This is a genomic window from Kribbella catacumbae DSM 19601, from assembly GCF_000372465.1.
Taxonomy (GTDB): domain Bacteria; phylum Actinomycetota; class Actinomycetes; order Propionibacteriales; family Kribbellaceae; genus Kribbella; species Kribbella catacumbae.
The window spans coordinates 84,348-104,010 of the sequence record NZ_AQUZ01000012.1 but is presented as its reverse complement, the minus strand read 5'-3'; the positions used below and the strand labels follow the sequence as shown (position 1 = coordinate 104,010).

Here is a 19,663-nt window from a genome sequence, read left to right as displayed (position 1 = left end):
CGGTCAGCTCCGGCTTCTCGGGGTGGATCAGACGTCGAACTGTGCTTCTTCCAGGCGCTGCTTGACCGCGGTCAGGTAGCGGGCCGCGTCGGCACCGTCGACCAGGCGGTGGTCGTAGGTCAGCGCCAGGTAGACCATCTGCCGGATCGCGATCGTCTCGCCGAGCTCCGGGTGGGTGATCACGACCGGGCGCTTGACGACCGCGCCGGTCCCGAGCATGCCGACCTGCGGCTGGTTCAGGATCGGGGTGTCGAACAGCGCGCCACGGCTACCGGTGTTGGTGATCGTGAACGTGCCGCCCGCCATCTCGTCCGGCAGCACCTTGTTGCTGCGGGTGCGGTCGGCCAGGTCGGCGATCTTCTTCGCCAGGCCGGCGATGTTCAGGTCACCGGCGTTGTGCACGACCGGGACCATCAGGCCCTTCTCGGCGTCGACGGCGATACCCAGGTGCTCGGCCGCGTGGTACGTGACCTCGCCGGCCTCGTCGTTGATCGAGGCGTTCAGCTTCGGGTACTGCTTCAGCGCGTCCACCGCGGCGAGCGCGAAGAACGGCAGGAAGGACAGCTTGACGCCCTCGCGGGCCTCGAACTCGGCCTTCTTCGCGGTCCGGAGCTTGGCGATCTCGGTGACGTCGACCTCGACCACCGTGGTCAGCTGCGCCGAGACGTGCAGCGAGTTGACCATGTGGTTGGCGATGGCCTTGCGGATCCGGCTCATCTTCTCGGTCGTACCGCGCAGCGGGCTGACCACTGCAGCCGACTTCGCCGCGGGGGCGGAGCTGGAAGCGGCGGCCGGTGCCGGAGCTGCGGCGGCCGCAGCCTTCTGGGCCTCGGCTGCAGCAAGCACGTCCTGCTTGCGGATGCGGCCACCGACACCGGTGCCCTGTACTGCGCCGAGGTCGACCTGGTGCTCCGCAGCCAGCTTGCGGACCAGCGGCGTGACGTAGTTCGGACCGTCGGAGGAGGAGCCGTTCGACGAAGCCGCCGGAGCCGAAGGTGCGGACGCGGCGGGAGCCTGCGTCTGGGTGGCCTGCGGGGCCGGAGCCTGAGCTGCGGGCTGGGCAGTCTGCGGAGCAGGAGCCTGAGCAGCGGGCTGCGCGGCCGGAGCGCTCTGCGGTGCGGGTGCCTGGGCGGGAGCCGACTGCGGGGCGGGAGCTGCCGCAGGTGCGGCGGCCGGAGCCTGCGCGGCCGGAGCCTGTGCCTCAGCGGCGGGGGCCGGGGCGGGAGCAGCCGGAGCGGAGTCGGCGGGCGCAGAGGCTGCCGCAGGTGCGGCGTTGCCGGAGCCGACGATGGCGAGCTCGGCGCCGACCTCGACGGTCTCGTCCTCGGCGACCTTGATCTCCAGCAGTTTGCCGGCGACCGGTGAAGGGATCTCGGTGTCGACCTTGTCGGTCGAGACCTCCAGCAGCGGCTCGTCGACCGCGACGTCGTCGCCGACCTGCTTCAGCCAGCGGGTGACCGTGCCCTCGGTGACGCTCTCACCCAGCGCCGGCAGCGTGACCGACGTACCGGAAGAGGCGCCGCCAGACGGGGCCTGCTCCGCGGCCGGAGCAGACTGCGCCTCCGGTGCGGCCTGTGCCTCGGGTGCGGCCTGAGCGGCCGGCGCCGGAGCTTGCTCAGCAGGCGCGGCCTGCTCAGCGGCAGGTGCTGCCGCAGGAGCTGAGTCAGCAGCGGCGGGCGCCTGCTCGGCCGGAGCGGAAGCGGGAGCGGAAGCGGCGGACGCGTCGGAACCCGTGGATTCGCCGGCGTCGCCGATGACGGCGAGTTCGGCACCGACCTCGACGGTCTCGTCCTCGGCGGCCTTGATCTCCAGCAGCGTGCCAGCCACGGGTGACGGGATCTCGGTGTCGACCTTGTCGGTCGAGACCTCCAGCAGGGGCTCGTCGACGGCAACCGTGTCACCGACCTGCTTGAGCCAGCGGGTGACGGTTCCTTCGGTGACGCTCTCCCCGAGGGCCGGCAGGGATACAGAGGTCGGCATGACGGTCGTTGCTCCTTCGTCTGATCGGTCGAGTGTCAGCCTACGGTGCCGCTCGAACCGGCGGGATCTGGGTCACACGAGTCCCGCCGATCGATACGGTCAAAAACTACTCGTGGCTGTCATCTATTCATGAAAGTGCAAAGGCTTTCCAGCCAGCGCGAGATGCGCTTCGCCGAGGGCCTCGTTCTGGGTCGGGTGGGCGTGCACCAGCGGGGCGACGTCGGCGGGGAAGGCCTCCCAGTTGTAGATCAGCTGCGCCTCGCCGATCAGTTCGCCGACCCGGGATCCGACCATGTGCAGGCCGACCACGGCGCCGTCCTTGGCGCGGACGAGCTTCACGAAGCCCTGCGTCTTGAGGATCTGGCTCTTGCCGTTGCCGCCGAGGTTGTAGTTGAGGATCTCGACCTCGCCGTACTTCGCCTTCGCCTGCTCCTCGGTCAGCCCGACCGAGGCGACCTCGGGCTCGGAGTACGTGACGCGCGGGATGCCGGCCTCGTCGATCAGGGCCGGCTTCAGCCCGGCGATGTGCTCGGCGACGAAGATGCCCTGCTGGAAGCCGCGGTGCGCGAGTTGCAGGCCCGGAACGATGTCGCCGACCGCGTAGACGCCCGGCACGCTCGTCTGCAGGTGCTCGTCGACGGTGACGAAGCCGCGGTCGAGCGCGACGCCAACCTCCTCGTACCCCAGCCCGGCGGTGTTCGGGCCGCGACCGACGGCGACCAGGAGCAGCTCGGCCTCGATCACCTCGCCACCGGCGACGGTCACCCGGACGCCGTTGTCCACCACCTCGACCGATTCGAACGACGTACCGGTCTTGAAGCCGATCTTGCGCTTGCGGAAGGCCCGCTCGAGCGTCTTGCTGCAGTCGGCGTCCTCGGCCGGCACCAGTCGTGGGAGCGCCTCGACGATCGTCACCTTGGTGCCGAACGAGGTCCACGCGCTGGCGAACTCGACACCGATCACGCCGCCGCCGAGGACCACCGCGGACTCGGGCACCCGGTCGAGCGTCAGCGCGTGCTCGCTGGCGATCACCCGGTTGCCGTCGATCTCCAGCCCGGGCAGCGACCGCGAGTACGAGCCGGACGCGATGATGACGTTCTTACCCGTGTACGTCGTACCGCCGACGGCGACCGTCGTCGGGGAGGTCAGCCGCCCCTCACCCTCGATCACGGTGATGCCGCGGGACTTGATCTGTCCCTGCAGCCCCTTGAACAGCCGGTCGACGACACCGTCCTTGTACTTGTTCACGCCGCCCATGTCGACGCCCTCGAGCGTCGTCCGGACCCCGAACTGCTCGCCCTCGCGGGCCGAGTCCGCGACCTCGGCCGCGTGCAGCAGCGCCTTGGTCGGGATGCAGCCGCGGTGCAGGCAGGTGCCGCCGAGTTTGTCCTTCTCCACCAGAGCCACCGACATGCCCAGTACTGCGGCGCGCAGCGCGGCGGCGTAGCCACCACTGCCTCCGCCGAGGATCAGCAGGTCGTATGTCGTGGTGCTGTCTGCCGTGTTCGTCACGAGTTCCTCCGTGGGCGTCAAGGTCGGCGGGCGGCCCCGGATCGCGGAGTTCCGGCCCGGGCGACATCTTGTCACCGTCGTCGGCTCGCGTCGCTCCCGGGCCGGATTTGCGGGAATGGTGGACACTTGCTCCCATGAAGTGGTTCGGTCGCCGGCAGAAGCCGGGCACGATGCGCAAGTCGGACACGCCCGATCAGGCGCACCTGAGGGAATTCGCCCAGACACGGCAAGGTGTCGAGGGATTCGTCGAGCCGCGTACCGCGGTCACCGACTACACGCTGCTGCTGGTCGCGATCGACGGCGAGTGGACCCGCCGCCGGGTGCCGTCGGTCCAATGGGCACACACCTTCCTCAACAAGCTGGGCATCCCCTCGTACGACGCCGCCGTCGTCGGCTACCCACCCCGCATGCGCGAGTACAACGCCCGAATGAAGAAAAACGGCCTCGCCTGAACATCGCCCACCTGCGACGGGGTGCTACATCGTTGCGCGTGCCTTGGCCCACGCCGTCCTGACCGCCACCAGTGCGTCAGCTGCGGTGACCTCGAGCCGCAACTGCCCGCCGAGGTCGCGACGCCAACGATCCTCATCGGGTGCTTTGGCGAACAGGCTGTCGTCGGGCGGCCGGTTGGTAGGCCCGTACCGGACAAAGAGACGCCCAGCCTCGGCGGTGAGTTGACCGATCGCCGCAAGCGCCCAGAGGTCGTACAGATCTCGCGCAGCGGCTCGGTCGAACCATGCTGTCGTCTTGAGGCCCCGAAACGATCTGCGATCGCGCGCTCTTCGGCTGAGTTCAACATCGGCTAGTTCCTCGCGGACAGCGCACGCTTCAGGGCAGCAAGATGTCGCTGCTTCTGGGCCAGATCGCGCAGGAGTTCATGATCGGCGCGGCCAAGCAGGGCGTCGACAGCTTCTTCTGCTGCCTCGGCAACACCGCCTAGGTGTGGACGGGCGATCAAGTCGAGCGTTGTCTGCTCGACTGTCGTCACCCAGCCGCTGCCAAGTTCAGTGTCCTGACGTTGCAGATCCAGGTTGTCGACGGTGCGGCGGACGAACTGGATCTCGGCATCCCGGTCGACCAGCCTGATGTTGCTGCGGTGGTCGGCGACGGCGACAACGGCCACATTGACCACTCTGGGGATCGCGGCGTGCAGGCGAGCCGCGCTGATCCCCATCAATGCCGCAGCGTTCGTACGACCCCCGGTGGTCGCAACGCCCATCGCCACTGCCTCGAGGTCAGGCAGCCAGTTCGTGCCCACCGCGTCATCGGGCACGACGGCGTAGTGGCCGTTGGCCAAGCGATGGAGGGCCCCTGCCTGCTCGAGCCGCTTGAACTCCGGCCTCGGTTGGACATAGATCCCCTCGGCATCGACCGGGCGTAGTACCCGCCCGCGTCGAACTAGATCCGGCGGAATCCGGCCGGCTGCATACGGCATGACTGTCACAATCGTTGGGTATTTGCCAACGCTAGTGACACTGATGGCATCGATCAACCTTAGATGCCCCAGGAGTCACAGGATCGGTACGCGGGCGCGTACGGCGGTGGTCAGGTCGGTGTCTACCGTGCTGATCAAGAGGTCGGCGTCGGAAGCTAGGCGAGCTCGGGGGTGGCCTAGTGGGTCGATTAGGGCGCTGCGGCCGATGCCTAGGGGGTCGGTGCCCTGTGGTGGAGTCCAGGCCTGGTCGCAGGCCAGTAGCCAGGACTGGGCGTCTGAGGCTCGGGCTCGGGTCAGTAGGTCCCACTGTTCTTCTTTGCCGGGGCCTGCGCCCCAAGAGGCCGGTACGACGATCAGGTCTGCTCCGGCTCGGCCTAGGTCCGTGAACTGCGAAGCGAAGCGCAGGTCGTAGCAGGTTGCCAGGCCGACGCGTACGCCGCTGACCTCGATCGTCACCAGGTCTTTGCCGGGTGCAACCAGGTCGGATTCGCGAGACCCGAACGCGTCGTACAAATGGATCTTCCGGTACGACGCCTCGACGCCGGGGCCGGTCGCGAGGAGTGTGTTGTGCACCCGGCCGTCGGCGGCTGGTTCGAAGAGGCCTGCGATGACGACCACGCCGAGCTCCGCCGCGACCTTGCGCAGTCCGGTGGCGAACTGTCCGTCCAACGGCTCCGCGACAGCCCGCAGATCGGTGCCGAAAGCGGCCAGGGTCGCTTCAGGGAGAGCGACCAGCGAGGCGCCGGCGGCAGCGGCCCGGCGTACGGCCTCTGTGGCGGTGGATAGATTGGCCTCCGGATCCGCTCCGGTACTGATCTGTGCCGCCGCGACGCGTAGAGCTGTCATGAACCCTCCAAGGCTGTATACATTGAGTATGCAATTGAGTGGGGACTCCGGCCGAGACCGTGCCTACCAATACCTGCGGGGGACCGTCCTGAGCGACCCCGCGGTCTCCGGGACGTTCATCAACGAGCAGGCCGTCGCCACCGAGGTCGGAATCTCCCGTACTCCGGTCCGAGAGGCCCTGCTCATGCTGGCCGCTGAGGACCTGGTGCAACTCGTCCCGCACCGCGGCGCCTTCGTGGCGCCCCTGCCGGGCCGGGAGATCGCCGAGATCATGCAATCCCGCGGAGTCATCGAGTGCTGGGCCGCGACCACCTGCCTGAGCACAGGCGACGCCCCAGTGGCGCCCATGGCCGCAGTACTCGACCAGCAGCGGGCCATTGTCGAAGCAGGCGACGCCAAGGCGTTCATCGAGCTGGACAGCCAGTTCCACGCGCTACTGGTCGAGGCGGCAGGCAACACCGTGCTCGGCCGGCTGTACGACAGCCTGCGCGCGAGGCACGTGCTCCTGGGAGTTGTGGCTCTCCAGCGGAGCGCGACCAGGCGCCAGGAGGTACTGGCCGAGCACCAGGCGATAGTGGACGGCCTGGCATCAGGTGACCCAGCCGAGGCCGAGGCGGCGATCCTGCGCCACCTCGACACCACCGGCTCTATCCTCATGCAGGGCTGACCGCAGCTTCGGGCACCGGGGAGTCCTGCACCGCCCGGCCGAGCCGCAGACCGACCATGGTGACCACACAGGCCACCACGATGTAGGCCGCGATCACATAGCCGGTGCCTGTCTTCGCCAGGAAGTAGGTGAAGGCCAGTGGCGCCAGTGCGCCGCCGATGATGCCGGCGAACGTGTAGGCGAGCGAACTGCCCGTGTAGCGCAGCCGCGCGGTGAACTGCTCCGACACGAAGGCTGCCTGCGGCCCGTACATGAGCGAGTGGAACACCAAGCCGATCACCACGCCCGGCAGTACGGTCGCGAACGAGGACGCCATCGCGAAGAAGACCACGCTCCAAGCGGCCCCGCCGACGGCACCGATCCCGTACACCAGCCGCCGCCCATAGCGGTCGGAAAGCCAACCAGACAAGGGAATCAGCCCTACCTGGAACGCAGAGCCCACCAGTACCGCGGTCACCGCCTGGCCGCGACTCATCCCCAGGTTCTTGGTCGCGTAGGTCAGCACGAACACCGCGAACATCGCATAGAGCACATCGGGTCCGACCCGGGCCAGAATCGCCGCGACGAGCGCGCGGGACTGCGTGCGTAGTACCTCCGTCACGGGTGCGGTCGGCCGGTCGCCGCGTGCCTCCAGCTCCCGGAACACCGGCGTCTCCTCGAGCTTCGACCGGATCAACAGCCCGAAGGCGACCAGTACTGCGGACAGCAGGAACGCAATCCGCCAACCCCAACTCAGGAACGCGGCCTCGGACAGGAAGCCGGCCAGCAGAGCCAGTACGCCGTTGGCCATCAACGTGCCGAGCGGCGGACCCACCTGAGCAGCCGAGGCCCAGAAGCCTCGCTGCCCGGCCTCGCTGAACTCACTGCTCAACAGGACAGCTCCACCCCACTCGCCACCCACGCCGACGCCCTGCACGAACCGCAGGAAGACCAGCAGGGTCGGCGCCAGAGCTCCGGCCTGCGCATACGTCGGCAGCAACCCGATGAAGAAGGTGGCGACGCCGATGAGCAGCAAGGTGGCGACGAGCACCTTCTTGCGGCCGATCACGTCGCCGAGGCGGCCGAAGACGATGCCGCCGAGCGGACGGGCGACGTAGCCGACGGCGTACGTGGCGAAGGCCTGCAGCGTCCCGGTGAGCGGGTCGCTGCCGGGGAAGAACAGGTCGCCGAAGACCAGGGCAGCAGCGGAGCTGTAGACGGCGAAGTCGTACCACTCCAGCGAAGTGCCGGACAGGCTCGCGGCGAACGCCTTGTACAGACTCCGCCGGTCAGCGGCAGGGGCGGTGGGGGTGGGCATCGGGGTGGACCTCCTCGCGTCGTTGCCCCATACTTGCTGTATACAACGTGTTCACGCAAGCGCTGATTGAGAATCACTGGAGGTTTCCCGTGTCCCAGACCCTGCGATTCACGCTGCCGGACGGCGGTGAGCGGCAGGTCGACGTCCGCTATGCACTCAATGCCGGGTACGCCGGCCGGGACACCCAGCAGGTGCAGCATCACGTCGACGAGCTCGCCGAGCTGGGCGTGCAGGCGCCGAAGCGGATTCCGACGCTCTACCCGCTGTCGGCCAGCCTGGTGAGCCGGCCGGAGGTCGTCCAGGTCGCGCACGGCAAGACCTCTGGTGAGGCGGAATGGGCGCTGATCGTGGGGGACGGGCCGGACGACCTCCTGCTGACGGCCGCTTGCGATCACACTGATCGAGCGCTCGAGGTGCACGGCGTGGCCTGGAGCAAGCAGTCGGCGCCCGACCTGCTCGGCGACGTGGCTTGGCCGTTGGCCGCGATCGAGGCCGAGTTGGACGAGTTCACCCTGAAGGCCTGGGTGCGGCACGGCGACACCGAGCAACTCATCCAGGACGGCACCCTCGCGCAACTGCTGCCCCCGGCGTACTGGGTGAAGGAGCTGGCGGACAGGCTCCGCCCGGGTACCGTGTTGCTCAGCGGAACGATCCCGATGATCGCCGGCGTCGACCAGTTCGCCGACGCCTGGCGAGTCGAACTGACCGATCCCCGCGGCCTGACCAGCCGCATCACCTACTCGGTCGAACAGCTCGCGGCGGCCTGGGAATGAAGGCGCAGCACGAGTTCTTTCCAGCTGCCGACGTGCCCTGGGCCACCACCGAAGCCGAGGGCATCAGCCAGCGCCTCCTGAGCAGCAGCGGTGACGACGGCACCCTCACCGGGATCGCTCGCTGGGCGCCGGGGACGAGCTCAGGCAGCGAAGTGATCAGACACGAGTACTTCGAGGAGGTCTACCTGCTGGACGGTTCGCTCACCGACATCTCCCTCGGGAAGACGTTCAAAAAAGGTGACTACGCAGCTCGCCGGCCCGGTATGCCACATGGGCCGTACCGGACCGGCGAGGGCTGCACGATGCTGGAGATCCGGTACCGGATCAGCTAGCGGCGGCGGCGAGTTCTACCAGGGTGCGGACCGAGTAGCCGGTACCGCCGCTGGTGGTGTAGCCGGAGGGGCCGCCGTCGTTGAAGGCCGGGCCGGCTACGTCGAGGTGGACCCAGTCGATGCCCTCGGCAACGAAATCGCCGAGGAAGGCGGCGGCCGCGAGGGCACCGCCCCAGGCCTCGCCGGTGATGTTGGCCAGGTCGGCCACCTTGGAGTGCGAGCGCAGCTTGTCCAGCATCTCGGCCGGGATCGGCAGCGGCCACATCGCCTCACCGGCGGCGACGGCGGCGTCCACCACCCGGTCGCGGGCGGTGTCGGTGTTGGCGAACGCGCCGGCCACCTTGGTGCCGAGGGCAACCACACACGCGCCGGTCAGGGTGGCCACGTCGACGATCAGGTCGGGCTGGTCCTCGGACGCGCGGACCAGCGCGTCGCCGAGCACGAGCCGCCCCTCCGCGTCGGTGTTGAGCACCTCGACCGTCTTACCGCCGTACATGGTCAGTACGTCGGACGGCCGCGCGGCTGAGCCGGACGGCATGTTCTCCGCCATCGCGGCGTACGTCGTGATCTGGACCGGCAGGCCGAGCCGGGCGATCGCGATGGTGGCGGCGACCACCGCGGCGGCGCCGGCCATGTCGGCCTTCATGCTGATCATCCCGCTGGCCGTCTTCAGCGACAGGCCGCCCGAGTCGAAGGTGATGCCCTTGCCGACGAAGGCCAGGTGCGTCACCGGCTTCTTCGGCGTGTAGGTCAGCTTGACCAGCCGCGGCGGGTTGGTCGAGCCCTGGCCGACGCCGAGGATGCCGCCGTACCCGCCCTTGGCGAGCGCCTTCTCGTCCATCACCTCGACCTTGAGACCGTACTCCTTGCCCAGCTTCTGAGCGTGTACCGCGAACTCGGCCGGGTGCAGGTCCGACGGGGGAGTGTTCACCCAGTCGCGCACCTGGTGCACGGCGTCGGCGGTCACCTGCGCCCGCTCGAGCGCGGCCTTGGCATCCCGGTTGCGGGCCAGGTCGGTCAGCACGATCACGTTGCCCGGTGCGTCGGTACTCGCCTCGGATTTGTAGGCGTTGAACGTGTAGCGGCCGATCAGCGCGCCCTCCGCGACCGCGCGGACGCACTCGGCATCGGGGGTCGGCAGGGCGAACGCGACGGACTGGCCGTTCTTTGCGGCCCGGATGCCGACACCGGCGGCGACGCGCAGGTCCTCGGTCTTGAGCGCGCCGTCAGGGGCAGCGCCCAGGCCGACCGCGATCAGCATGGCGGACTTGCCCGGCTTCGGGCCGGGGACCTTGGTCACCTCACCGGCCTTGCCGGTGGCGCCGAGGCCGGCCAGCACCTCTGCCAGCTCCCCGCCGTAGGCGGCGTTCAGCGACTCGGTGCCGGCGGGCAGGGTGACGCCGCCGTTGAGCTTGACCACGCCGATCACCAGGGCGTCGGCCTTGACGCCGGCCGGATCGGACTTGCTCAGGGTGATGGTGCTCACGAAATCCTCAGTCCTCCTTGACCGGGCGGCAGAGTGCCGGTCGTGACGGTACGTGAATGCTGCCTCCGCATGTTACGCGTCGCGACCCGCGTCTGAGACCCGCAGCAGGTGATGTCGGCCGCATCGATGGGTGGCCGGGTCCGGTAAGTTCCGCTACATGACCGAGTCTCCCGTCTTGAAGAAGTCCCCCTTGCACGAGCGGCACGTCGCCCTCGGCGCCAAGTTCGCCGAGTTCGGCGGCTGGGAGATGCCGCTGGAGTACAGCGGGGTCGTCGCCGAGCACACGGCGGTCCGCACCTCCGTCGGCGTCTTCGACGTGAGCCATCTGGGCAAGGCCACCGTCAAGGGGCCGGGTGCCGCGGCGTACGTGAACTCCTGCCTGACCAACGACCTGGGCAAGATCGCGCCGGGCCAGGCGCAGTACACGCTGTGCTGTGCGGACAACGGCGGTGTGGTCGACGACCTGATCGCCTACCTGCACGCCGACGACGACGTGTTCCTGATCCCGAACGCGGCGAACACCGCCGAGGTCGTCCGCCGGCTGGCCGAGCAGGCACCGGACGGCGTGGTGGTGACCAACACCCACGACGACTACGCGATCCTCGCCGTGCAGGGCACCGACAGCGACGAGGTCGTCGCCGCGATCGGCCTGCCGACCGGCCACGACTACATGTCCTTCGCCGTCGCAAACTTCGCCGGTACGCCGGTAGTCGTCTGCCGCACCGGGTACACGGGCGAGCGCGGCTATGAGCTGGTAGTGCCCAACGAAGCGGCCGTGGCCGTCTTCGACGCGCTGCTGGCGGCAGGGGAGCAGTACGGCATGGTCCCGGCCGGGCTGGGCGCGCGCGACACGCTCCGGACCGAGATGGGCTACCCGCTGCACGGTCAGGACATCTCGCCGGAGATCACGCCGGTACAGGCCCGCTCAGGCTGGGCAGTGGGCTGGAAGAAGGAGCACTTCTGGGGAGACCAGGCGCTCCGCGCGGAGAAGGAGGCCGGCCCGGCCCGGATCCTGCGCGGCCTGCGCGCGGTCGGCCGCGGTATCCCGCGGCCTCACATGAGCGTTGTGGACCCCGCCGGTACGGCGCTGGGCGAGGTCACCTCCGGCACGTTCTCCCCGACGCTCAAGAAGGGCATCGCGCTGGCGCTGCTCGACGCCGCGGTCAAGGAAGGCGACCAGGTCGCCGTCGACATCCGCGGCCGGCAGGAGGCGTTCGAGGTGGTCAAGCCCCCGTTCGTCACCGTCCACGTCCGCGAGAGCTGACGCTTTCGTCTCCGCCGGTCGCATTCCGCGGATCGAACTCCAGGAATGTATTGCCAAAGCATTCCCACCCGGCGGCGGCATTGGCGGTAGTTCGACCACGAAGCGCGACGAACGGTCTTTCACCGGAATTCGGCCGGCCGACACCTCGCGGCAGCGATACGTCCGGGTAATTTCACCGTCCGTGACAAAGTGGCACAAAATTGCCACTGTCGGTGCTGTGCCGACGCTTTTGGTGCCTGATCGTGCGCTCACAGTAACCATTGGCGGCAAATGTTCCGGTCCGGTATGCGTTCCGGTAACGATTTGTGCACTGCTGCCAGAACCCGCTGGTTTGCCGTCACGGTGTCGGGCAGGCTAGCGCGCGGCTGTGGGAAAGACGCCTTGTCAAGGCAATTTGCGCGCAGGCGCAGCAGAGCCGAGCGCCGGCCCGATCCACGAGATCGCGGCCGGTTCTGACCCCCCGGAAACCTGGCTGACCAAGCTGACGGAGCGCGAATGAGTATTGGGTCCCCGGACTCGACCGTAGGCGTCGAGGACCACCCGGCGTCGGCAGAGCCGGTTCGATCGGCGACCGTCGCGCACGGCAAGTCCCCGACCCGGATCGCGATCGATCGGCTCCGCAAGGACAAGGTCGCGATCGTCTGCGTCACCGTCGTCGTCTTCTTCATCCTGGTCGCGGCGCTGGCCCCCTTGCTGACCAAGCTCGAGGGCAGCGACATCAGTACCTTCAACGCCGACCTGGTCGACGAGTACGGCTACCCGACGATCATCGCGAACGCCCAGCACTGGTTCGGCGTCGAGCCGAAGACCGGCCGGGACAACTTCGCCCGCTGGGTGTACGGCGCCCGCCCGTCGCTGGCCGTCGCCTTCGTCGCGACCCTGGTCGGCACCATCGTCGGCGTCGTGATGGGCCTGCTGGCCGGCTTCCTGGGCGGCTGGGTCGACCGGATCATCTCCTGGGTGATCGACTTCGTGCTGAGCCTGCCCTACCTGCTGTTCGCGATCGCGATGGTGCCGATCGTCGAGTCGCTGCGCGGCGGTTCCTTCAACCTCAGCCCGAGCGAGCAGGCCTCGACCCGGTTCCTGGTGCTGATCTTCGTGCTCTCGTTCTTCGGCTGGGCCGGGCTGGCCCGGATCATCCGGGGCGAGGTGCTGTCCCTGCGCGAGCGCGAGTTCGTGCTCGCCGCCAAGGCGATCGGCGTACCGACCCATCAGGTGCTGTTCAAGGAACTGCTGCCGAACCTGGTCGCCCCGATCGTCATCTCGGCGTCGCTGTCCCTGCCGGCGTACGTGACCGCCGAGGCCGGCCTGTCGTTCCTCGGCGTCGGGCTGATCGAGCCGATCCCGTCCTGGGGACAGACGATCGCCAACGCCACCAACTGGTTCAAGGCCGACCCGCTGTACCTGTGGCTTCCCGTGCTGGGCATCACCGTCCTGGTGCTCGCCCTCGCCCTGCTAGGCGACGCCGTGCGCGACGCCTTCGACCCCAAGACTCGTCGGTAGCCCGGCGTTGCCCCAGCGGCAGAAAAGGAGAAACACGACAATGCAGTGGAAACGGATCACCGCGGTCACGGCGACGGTCATGCTGGCCGTCGCGGCCTGCGGCAGCCCGTCGTCGAGCAACAGTTCCGGCAATAGCGACAGCAAACTGGGCGGCGCGCAGGTCAAGGCCACCGACGCCACGGCCAAGGGCCCGGCGCCGGAGATCGAGGGCGCCAAGAAGGGCGGGATCATCACCGTCCTGTCCGATGTCACGCCGGACACCTTCGACCCGTCGAACATCTACTACACCGACGGTAACCAGATCGCGAAGCTGTACATGCGCGCGCTGACGCAGTACAAGCTGGACGAGAAGACCCAGAAGCCGACCCTCGTGCCGGACCTCGCCGAGGACCTGGGCACCAAGTCGGCCGACGGCCTGACCTGGACCTTCAAGCTGAAGCAGGGCATCAAGTACGACGACGGCACCGTGGTCAAGGCCGCCGACTACGCGTACGCGATCAAGCGCGCCTTCGCGCACGAGCTCTACGATGCCGGACCGGCTTACCACATCCAGTTCTTCAAGGACGGCGACAAGTACAAGGGCCCGTACGAGCAGAAGGGCGCGCCGTACGCCGGTGTCGAGACGCCGGACGAGAAGACGCTGATCATCCGCCTGGCGAAGAAGTTCGACGACCTGCCGTTCTACGCGGCCTTCCCGCTGTTCACGCCGATCCCCGAGGCGGCGGACACCAAGAAGGAGTACGAGCTCAAGCCGAAGTCGACCGGACCGTACAAGCTCGCGTCGCTGACGCCGGGTACGGAGCTGAAGCTGGTCAAGAACCCGAACTGGGACCCGAACACCGACCCGGTGCGCAAGCAGTACGTCGACGGGTTCACCTTCAAGTTCGCCCAGGACACCATCAAGGTGCAGCGCCAGGTACTGGCCAGCTCCGGGGTGGACGCGAACGCACTGAACTACAGCAACCTGGACGCCAGCCTCCTGAACGAGGTCAAGGACCCGTCGCAGATCATCAAGGGCGACTCGCCTTGTGTGATCACCTACGCGATGGACAGCCGCAAGATCCCGCTCGACGTGCGCAAGCTGATCGGCAAGGCCTACCCGTACGACGACTGGCGCAAGGTCGCCGGCCTGACCCCGGACACCGCGGTTCCGGCCTCGACGTACCTGCCGCCGGCTGTCCCGGGCTATGAGAAGTACGAGCTCCCGGGCCTGACCGGCAAGGGCAAGGGCGCTCAGGACCCGGCCGTCGCGCAGGAGGTCAAGGACAAGCTGAAGGAGCTCGGCAAGGAGAACTTCGAGCTCAGCTGGTACTACTCCAACGACGACCCGATCGCCACCCAGGTCAACCAGCTGCGCACGCAGACGTTCCAGAAGGCCGGCTTCAAGGTCAAGGCGATCGGTGTGCCGAAGGCCAAGATCCGGACCCTGATCGGCAAGCAGGACGGTCCGATCAACATCGGTAAGGCTCCGGCCAACTGGTGCTCCGACTGGCCGTCCGGCACCAGCTGGTTCCCGGTGCTCTACAAGTCCGACGCGATCGGCCTGGGCAACAGCCAGGGTCAGCTCGAGGACAAGAAGCTCGACGCCGAGATCGACCGGGTCTCCGCACTGACCCCGGACGAGCAGCTGAAGGAGTGGCCGAAGGTCGACAAGATGATCATGACCGAGTACCTGCCGTCGATCCCGCTGTACTACGCGGCCAGCGCGTTCCCGGTCGGCAAGAACATCGGCCACGTGGTCAACGACCCGACCCAGGGCATGCCCGACTTCACCACGTTGTTCCTGAAGCAGCCCTGATCGACCCTGCCCCAGGCAGTCGTCTGATCTGAAGGGTGGTGGCCGGACCCAGGTCCGGCCACCACCGGAATCGGTGAGGAGAAACCTCGTGCTCTACTTCGTGGCGCGCCGGCTGTTCAGCGCGCTCAGTGTCGTGCTGGCCACGCTGGTCGTGACCTTCGCGCTGTTCTTCATCGCCCCGACCGACCCGGCCGCGGCGATCTGTGGTGAGCGCAACTGCACCCAGGAGCGCTACAACGACATCAGAGAGAACCTGCACCTTGATCGACCCAAGGTGCAGCAGTTCGCCGAGTACACGGCAGGCATCTTCGCCGGGCGGACCTTCGAGACGTCCGGCGTCGTCCAGGACTGCAAAGCGCCCTGCCTGGGCTTCTCCTTCAAGAGCAACCGGCCGGTGACCGAGATGCTGGCGTCCCGGATCCCGGTGACGGTGTCACTGGTGGCGGGCTACTCCGTCCTGGTGCTGACGATCGGCGTCTTCGTGGGCTCGATGGCTGCGAAGCGACGCGGTACCACCGCCGACCGGGTGCTGATGAGCAGCACGCTGGTCCTCAGCTCGATCCCGTACTATATCGTCGCGCTGATGATCTCGCTCTACCTGACGATCCTCTACCCGATCCTGCCCCGAGGTGGCTATACGCCGCTCTCGGAGAGTCCGGGCAAGTGGTTCGCCGGGTTGCTGACCCCCTGGCTGGTGCTCGGCATCTACAGCTGCACGCAGTACGCCCGGTACTCGCGCGGCTCGATGGTGGAGACGCTCAGCGAGGACTACATCCGGACGGCGCGGGCCAAGGGTCTGTCGGATCGCGTCGTCACCTACAAGCACGCACTGCGGTCCGGCCTGATCCCGGTCGTCACGATCTTCGGTCTGGACATCGCCGGCAGCCTCGGCGGCGCCATCTTCACCGAGCGGATCTTCGATCTCCCGGGGCTGGGCAATCTGGTGCTGTCGAGCCTGACCACCTACGACCTGCCGGTGATCATGGGCGTCGTGCTGGTCTCCTCGGTCATCCTGGTCACGATGAACTTCGTCGTCGACGTGGCCTACAGCGTGATCGACCCGCGGGTGAGGCTCTCGTGACCGCCCCCGCCAACGACGCGTCGAAAGGACCCCAGGACGCCATGGTCGACACCGTACCGAGCGAGGGCGGGGTCACGCGCGAGCAGCGCAACCCGGCCGTCGCGTCCCGCGAACGGCGTACGACGGCGATGTCGCCGAGCGGCGAGACGCCGTACCTGGTGGTCGAGGACCTGACCGTCCAGTTCCCGACCGCCGACGGTCTGGTCAGCGCGGTGAACGGGCTCAGCTACTCCGTACCGCTGGGCCGGACGCTCTCGATCGTGGGTGAGTCCGGTTCCGGCAAGTCGGTGTCGAGCATGGCCGTGATGGGTCTGCACGACCGCAAGCGGACCCGGATCAGCGGGTCGATCCGGCTGGGCGGCGACGAACTCGTCGGGCTGTCGGAGAACGAGCTGATGAAGGTCCGTGGCGACGCCGTGGCGATGGTCTTCCAGGACCCGCAGTCGTCGCTGCACCCGCTCTACACGGTCGGCAACCAGATCACCGAGGCCTACCGGGTGCACCACAAGGTGTCCAAGGACGTCGCGAAGAAGCGGGCCCTGGAGATGCTCGACCTGGTCGGCATCCCGAACCCGATCCGGCGGTTCAAGCAGTACCCGCACGAGTTCTCCGGCGGGATGCGGCAGCGCGCGATGATCGCGATGGGTCTGGTCAACGACCCGAAGCTGGTGATCGCCGACGAGCCGACCACCGCGCTCGACGTCACCGTCCAGGCGCAGATCCTGGACCTGCTGAACAACCTGCAGAAGGAGTTCGGCTCGGCGATCGTGCTGATCACGCACGACCTGGGTGTGGTGGCCGAGATGGCCGACGACGTTCTGGTCATGTACGCCGGCCGCTGCGTCGAGTACGGCACCGCCGAGGATGTGCTCGCGCGACCGCGGATGCCCTACACGTGGGGGCTGCTCGAGTCGATCCCGACGGTGTCGGCGGCCAACGAGCGGTTGCGCCCGATCAAGGGTCTGCCGCCGAGCCTGCTGTCCTTGCCGGGCGGCTGTTCGTTCAACCCCCGCTGTCCCTACGCGGACCGGGTCAAGGGCGAACGCTGTACCACCGACCTGCCCGACCTGCTTCGGGTCGACGGTGCGGGAGCGCACACGTCCCGTTGCCACCTGCACGACAAGGCCTCGATCTACGAGGCCGAGGTCGCGCCGAGACTGGGCTGAGGAGAAAGATGAGCGACACAGTTCGCACCGTAGACGCTGGTACCGCGAGCAGCCCGCTGTTGTCGGTCCGCGACCTCAAGATGCACTTCCCGATCAAGGAGGCCGCGGGGCTGGGCCGGACCAGGAAGGTCGTCCAGGCCGTCGACGGCGTCAGCTTCGATCTGCGCCCGGGTGCCAGCCTGGGCCTGGTCGGTGAGTCCGGCTGCGGCAAGTCGACGACGGGCCGGATGATCACCCGGCTGCTGACGCCGACGTCCGGTCAGATCTTGTTCAAGGGCACCGACATCGCGCGGATGAAGGAGAAGGAGCTTCGCCCGTTCCGGCGGGAGCTGCAGATCGTCTTCCAGGACCCGTACAGCTCGCTGAACCCGCGGCAGACGGTCAGCAACATCATCAGTACGCCGCTGCGGGTGCACAACCTGGTCCCGAGGGGTCAGGAGCTGGCCCGGGTGCAGGAGTTGCTGGAGCGCGTCGGCCTGAACCCCGAGCACCACAACCGCTACCCGAACGAGTTCTCCGGTGGTCAGCGGCAGCGGATCGGGATCGCCCGGGCGCTCGCGGTCGAGCCCGAGGTGATCATCGCCGACGAGCCGGTGTCCGCGCTGGACGTGTCCATCCAGGCTCAGGTGATGAACCTGCTGGAGGATCTGCGCCGGGACCTGGGCATCGCCTTCGTCTTCATCGCGCACGACCTCGGCGTGGTCCGGCACTTCTGTGACGAGGTCGCGGTGATGTACCTCGGCAAGATCGTCGAGCAGGGTCCGCGGGAGCAGATCTACTCGGCTCCGCAGCACCCCTACACGCAGGCACTGCTGTCGGCCGCGCCCGACCTGGGCACTATCCGTGGTGTCCCGCCGAAGGAGCGGATCCGGCTGGTCGGCGACGTACCTTCGCCGATCGACCCGCCGAGCGGCTGCCGGTTCCGGACCCGTTGCTGGAAGGCGGAGGACATCTGCGCCACCCAGGAGCCGCCGCTCACGCCCAAGAGCAAGTCCGGCCCCGGCCACCGGGCCGCATGCCACTTCGCTGAGCCAAAGGTAGACCTGACGGCCGCCACGGCCTGACACCACCTGCGGCCCGACACCATGTGATCATTCGCCCCCTTTTCACCCTCATTTCTTGTCAGCGGTCACTCGCCTGCTGATGGGGAGGGTGAAAAGGGGGCGAATGATCATGTGGAGTGGCCGTGTTTGAGGGCTTCGCGTTCCTGGGCGAAGCGGACTGACTCGAAGGCGACCAGACCGATCAGCAGCACAGCCAGTACTGCGAGTTGCCCGAGCGCCGGCACTTTGCCCACGAGTGGCAGGGCGATGACGCAGAGGGCGGCGGTGATCAGGCGGCTGATCCCGAGGCGGTGGGTGGTGCGCCACTTGAAGCCCACATGGCCGAGTAGGTACAGGACGATGCCGAAGAACAATGCGTAGAGGCCGATGCCCTTCAGCGGGTCGTCGAGCTGGTGGTGCTCGGTGTCGCCGACGTACTCGAGGACCTTCTTCAGGCCGAGCGCGAGCAGCACGATGCCGGCCACCATCGGGAAGTGCATGAAGGTATAGGCGTCGCGGCCAAGCGTCGCCCTAGTCTCCACCGGCTCGGAGGCCAGCGCCTGCTCGCCGTAGTGGACGGTCGCGTCGAAGTAGATCCACCACATCGCTGACGAGACGATCAGGCCGAGCAAGGAGGCGACCAGGATCGGCCAGGAGATCGGCAGGTCGGTGACGCCGACGCCGATCGCGACGATCGACTCGCCCAGCGCGATGATGATGATCAGGCCGTGCCGTTCGGCGAAGTGGGCGGCCGAGCGCAGTCGCCAGCCGCGCGCGTCGATCAGGTAGGTGCCGCCGTAGTCCGCGGCCAGTGCGGCGCCCCAGAGCAGTGTCTGCGTGGTGCCGTGGAACTGCGACGCGACCAGCAGCAGCGCAGTACCGGCCAGCATCGACGGGGCGAACCGGGCCAAAGTCCGGCGCAGCACCTTGTCGCCGTCCGCGATCAGCCAGAACAGCCACAGGTGCAAGGCGCGGAAGGTGAAGTACGCGATGGCGATCACCACCGGGCCGGGCAGGCCGCCGTCAAGGTCGTGGAACGCCTCCGGGATGGCCAGCGCGATCACGAACATCGCACCCATCGCGGCCATCACCACGCCGCGGACCGAACCCTCGTCGGCCTTGACCAGGTTGCACAGCCAGGAGAAGCCGATCCAGCTCCACCAGAGCAGACCGATCAGCAGCACACCGCGGATCACGCCGGACCAGGTCAGGTCGTGTGCCATCAGCGCGGTGATCTGGGTCAGCGCGAAGACGAAGACCAGATCGAAGAACAGTTCCAGCGTGGTGACCGGCTGGTCCTCCGAGGTGGCCTGGCTGCGGATCGGCGTCCTGCGTGTCGTCATGCCGCTCATTCTGCGTCATCGGCAGGGCGACCACGCAGAACGGATCGCCACTCCGGGCGGGGAGTGGCGATCCGTCGTTGGAACGGCGGGCTGCCGTCGATGCAGGGGTCAGGCAGCAGCCCACCGGGTCCAGGGCA

General features: G+C 67.9%; 17 protein-coding genes and 1 pseudogene. 10 read left to right on the top strand and 8 right to left on the bottom strand.

The features are described 5' to 3' along the window. Nucleotides 1-27: 27 nt before the first annotated feature. Together sucB and lpdA are read right to left on the bottom strand one after the other, a co-directional pair. The gene (sucB, locus tag A3ES_RS0114940; RefSeq protein WP_020387640.1) at nt 28-1,980 is read right to left on the bottom strand and encodes a 2-oxoglutarate dehydrogenase, E2 component, dihydrolipoamide succinyltransferase; all 1,953 of its coding nucleotides are present in this window, start codon (nt 1,978-1,980) and stop codon (nt 28-30) included. A 123-nt stretch (nt 1,981-2,103) separates the two neighbouring features. Beyond that, on the bottom strand, nt 2,104-3,492 hold the full coding sequence (lpdA, locus tag A3ES_RS0114935; protein WP_020387639.1) for a dihydrolipoyl dehydrogenase: 1,389 nt from the start codon (nt 3,490-3,492) through the stop codon (nt 2,104-2,106). A gap of 134 nt (nt 3,493-3,626) precedes the next feature. Here lpdA and A3ES_RS0114930 point away from each other — a divergent pair, with 134 nt between their 5' ends. Beyond that, complete coding sequence (locus tag A3ES_RS0114930) at nt 3,627-3,944, top strand: hypothetical protein (RefSeq protein ID WP_020387638.1); 318 nt, start codon at nt 3,627-3,629, stop codon at nt 3,942-3,944. A 24-nt stretch (nt 3,945-3,968) separates the two neighbouring features. On the opposite strand, the pseudogene A3ES_RS57060 reads toward A3ES_RS0114930, so the two are convergent. From A3ES_RS57060 to A3ES_RS0114920, 3 genes and pseudogenes are all read right to left on the bottom strand, one after another. Continuing rightward, nucleotides 3,969-4,232: pseudogene (locus A3ES_RS57060) on the bottom strand (nucleotidyl transferase AbiEii/AbiGii toxin family protein); the annotation flags it as partial. A gap of 62 nt (nt 4,233-4,294) precedes the next feature. Then, a complete protein-coding gene (locus tag A3ES_RS0114925; RefSeq protein WP_020387637.1) occupies nt 4,295-4,927 on the bottom strand; it encodes a type IV toxin-antitoxin system AbiEi family antitoxin in 633 nt (210 codons plus the stop codon). Nucleotides 4,928-5,002: 75 nt separating this feature from the next. Beyond that, the gene (locus A3ES_RS0114920) at nt 5,003-5,773 is read right to left on the bottom strand and encodes a carbon-nitrogen hydrolase family protein (protein ID WP_020387636.1); all 771 of its coding nucleotides are present in this window, start codon (nt 5,771-5,773) and stop codon (nt 5,003-5,005) included. Nucleotides 5,774-5,801: 28 nt separating this feature from the next. Between A3ES_RS0114920 and A3ES_RS0114915 the strand changes: the two genes are divergently transcribed. Next, on the top strand, nt 5,802-6,440 hold the full coding sequence (locus A3ES_RS0114915; RefSeq protein WP_020387635.1) for a GntR family transcriptional regulator: 639 nt from the start codon (nt 5,802-5,804) through the stop codon (nt 6,438-6,440). Here the strand turns inward: A3ES_RS0114915 and A3ES_RS0114910 are convergent. Beyond that, nucleotides 6,427-7,737 (bottom strand): MFS transporter, encoded by a 1,311-nt coding sequence (locus A3ES_RS0114910; RefSeq protein ID WP_020387634.1) that lies wholly within the window; start codon nt 7,735-7,737, stop codon nt 6,427-6,429. The two genes, A3ES_RS0114915 and A3ES_RS0114910, sit on opposite strands and share 14 nt — an antisense overlap. A gap of 89 nt (nt 7,738-7,826) precedes the next feature. On the opposite strand from A3ES_RS0114910, the gene A3ES_RS0114905 reads away from it, so the two are divergent. Continuing rightward, nucleotides 7,827-8,510 carry a DUF2848 family protein gene (locus A3ES_RS0114905; protein WP_020387633.1) on the top strand — a complete coding sequence of 228 codons (684 nt, stop codon included), beginning with the start codon at nt 7,827-7,829 and terminating at the stop codon, nt 8,508-8,510. Beyond that, complete coding sequence (locus A3ES_RS0114900; protein WP_020387632.1) at nt 8,507-8,842, top strand: cupin domain-containing protein; 336 nt, start codon at nt 8,507-8,509, stop codon at nt 8,840-8,842. Before A3ES_RS0114905 ends, A3ES_RS0114900 begins: the two co-directional genes overlap by 4 nt. Here A3ES_RS0114900 and A3ES_RS0114895 read toward each other — a convergent pair. After that, nucleotides 8,835-10,328, bottom strand: coding sequence for a leucyl aminopeptidase (locus A3ES_RS0114895; RefSeq protein WP_020387631.1), 1,494 nt, complete (start codon nt 10,326-10,328; stop codon nt 8,835-8,837). The two genes, A3ES_RS0114900 and A3ES_RS0114895, sit on opposite strands and share 8 nt — an antisense overlap. Nucleotides 10,329-10,485: 157 nt before the next feature. Here A3ES_RS0114895 and gcvT point away from each other — a divergent pair, with 157 nt between their 5' ends. The 6 genes from gcvT (at nt 10,486) to A3ES_RS0114865 (ending at nt 18,204) form a co-directional block, all read left to right on the top strand. Next, nucleotides 10,486-11,592 (top strand): glycine cleavage system aminomethyltransferase GcvT, encoded by a 1,107-nt coding sequence (gcvT, locus tag A3ES_RS0114890; protein ID WP_026162881.1) that lies wholly within the window; start codon nt 10,486-10,488, stop codon nt 11,590-11,592. Nucleotides 11,593-12,087: 495 nt separating this feature from the next. Next, nucleotides 12,088-13,095, top strand: a complete 1,008-nt coding sequence (locus tag A3ES_RS0114885) for an ABC transporter permease (protein WP_020387629.1) — start codon at nt 12,088-12,090, stop codon at nt 13,093-13,095. Nucleotides 13,096-13,135: 40 nt separating this feature from the next. Beyond that, entirely contained in the window at nt 13,136-14,893 is a 1,758-nt protein-coding gene (locus tag A3ES_RS0114880; RefSeq protein WP_020387628.1) for an ABC transporter substrate-binding protein, read from the top strand. 88 nt (nt 14,894-14,981) lie between these two features. Continuing rightward, nucleotides 14,982-15,974 carry an ABC transporter permease gene (locus A3ES_RS0114875; RefSeq protein ID WP_020387627.1) on the top strand — a complete coding sequence of 331 codons (993 nt, stop codon included), beginning with the start codon at nt 14,982-14,984 and terminating at the stop codon, nt 15,972-15,974. Next, on the top strand, nt 15,971-17,140 hold the full coding sequence (locus A3ES_RS0114870; protein WP_020387626.1) for an ABC transporter ATP-binding protein: 1,170 nt from the start codon (nt 15,971-15,973) through the stop codon (nt 17,138-17,140). Before A3ES_RS0114875 ends, A3ES_RS0114870 begins: the two co-directional genes overlap by 4 nt. An 8-nt stretch (nt 17,141-17,148) precedes the next feature. Continuing rightward, entirely contained in the window at nt 17,149-18,204 is a 1,056-nt protein-coding gene (locus tag A3ES_RS0114865) for an ABC transporter ATP-binding protein (RefSeq protein WP_020387625.1), read from the top strand. Between the two features lie 107 nt (nt 18,205-18,311). On the opposite strand, the gene A3ES_RS0114860 is transcribed toward A3ES_RS0114865, so the two are convergent. Next, on the bottom strand, nt 18,312-19,526 hold the full coding sequence (locus tag A3ES_RS0114860; protein WP_020387624.1) for a low temperature requirement protein A: 1,215 nt from the start codon (nt 19,524-19,526) through the stop codon (nt 18,312-18,314). Between the last annotated feature and the right edge of the window lie 137 nt (nt 19,527-19,663).

What these genes read in the sequence shown, in the direction of transcription:
- sucB (WP_020387640.1), bottom strand. Translation starts at nt 1,980, where the DNA reads ATGCCGACCTCTGTATCCCTGCCGGCCCTCGGGGAGAGCGTCACCGAA.
- A3ES_RS0114930 (WP_020387638.1), top strand. Translation starts at nt 3,627, where the DNA reads ATGAAGTGGTTCGGTCGCCGGCAGAAGCCGGGCACGATGCGCAAGTCG.
- A3ES_RS0114925 (WP_020387637.1), bottom strand. Translation starts at nt 4,927, where the DNA reads ATGCCGTATGCAGCCGGCCGGATTCCGCCGGATCTAGTTCGACGCGGG.
- A3ES_RS0114920 (WP_020387636.1), bottom strand. Translation starts at nt 5,773, where the DNA reads ATGACAGCTCTACGCGTCGCGGCGGCACAGATCAGTACCGGAGCGGAT.
- A3ES_RS0114915 (WP_020387635.1), top strand. Translation starts at nt 5,802, where the DNA reads ATGCAATTGAGTGGGGACTCCGGCCGAGACCGTGCCTACCAATACCTG.
- A3ES_RS0114910 (WP_020387634.1), bottom strand. Translation starts at nt 7,737, where the DNA reads ATGCCCACCCCCACCGCCCCTGCCGCTGACCGGCGGAGTCTGTACAAG.
- A3ES_RS0114900 (WP_020387632.1), top strand. Translation starts at nt 8,507, where the DNA reads ATGAAGGCGCAGCACGAGTTCTTTCCAGCTGCCGACGTGCCCTGGGCC.
- gcvT (WP_026162881.1), top strand. Translation starts at nt 10,486, where the DNA reads ATGACCGAGTCTCCCGTCTTGAAGAAGTCCCCCTTGCACGAGCGGCAC.
- A3ES_RS0114885 (WP_020387629.1), top strand. Translation starts at nt 12,088, where the DNA reads ATGAGTATTGGGTCCCCGGACTCGACCGTAGGCGTCGAGGACCACCCG.
- A3ES_RS0114880 (WP_020387628.1), top strand. Translation starts at nt 13,136, where the DNA reads ATGCAGTGGAAACGGATCACCGCGGTCACGGCGACGGTCATGCTGGCC.
- A3ES_RS0114865 (WP_020387625.1), top strand. Translation starts at nt 17,149, where the DNA reads ATGAGCGACACAGTTCGCACCGTAGACGCTGGTACCGCGAGCAGCCCG.
- A3ES_RS0114860 (WP_020387624.1), bottom strand. Translation starts at nt 19,526, where the DNA reads ATGACGACACGCAGGACGCCGATCCGCAGCCAGGCCACCTCGGAGGAC.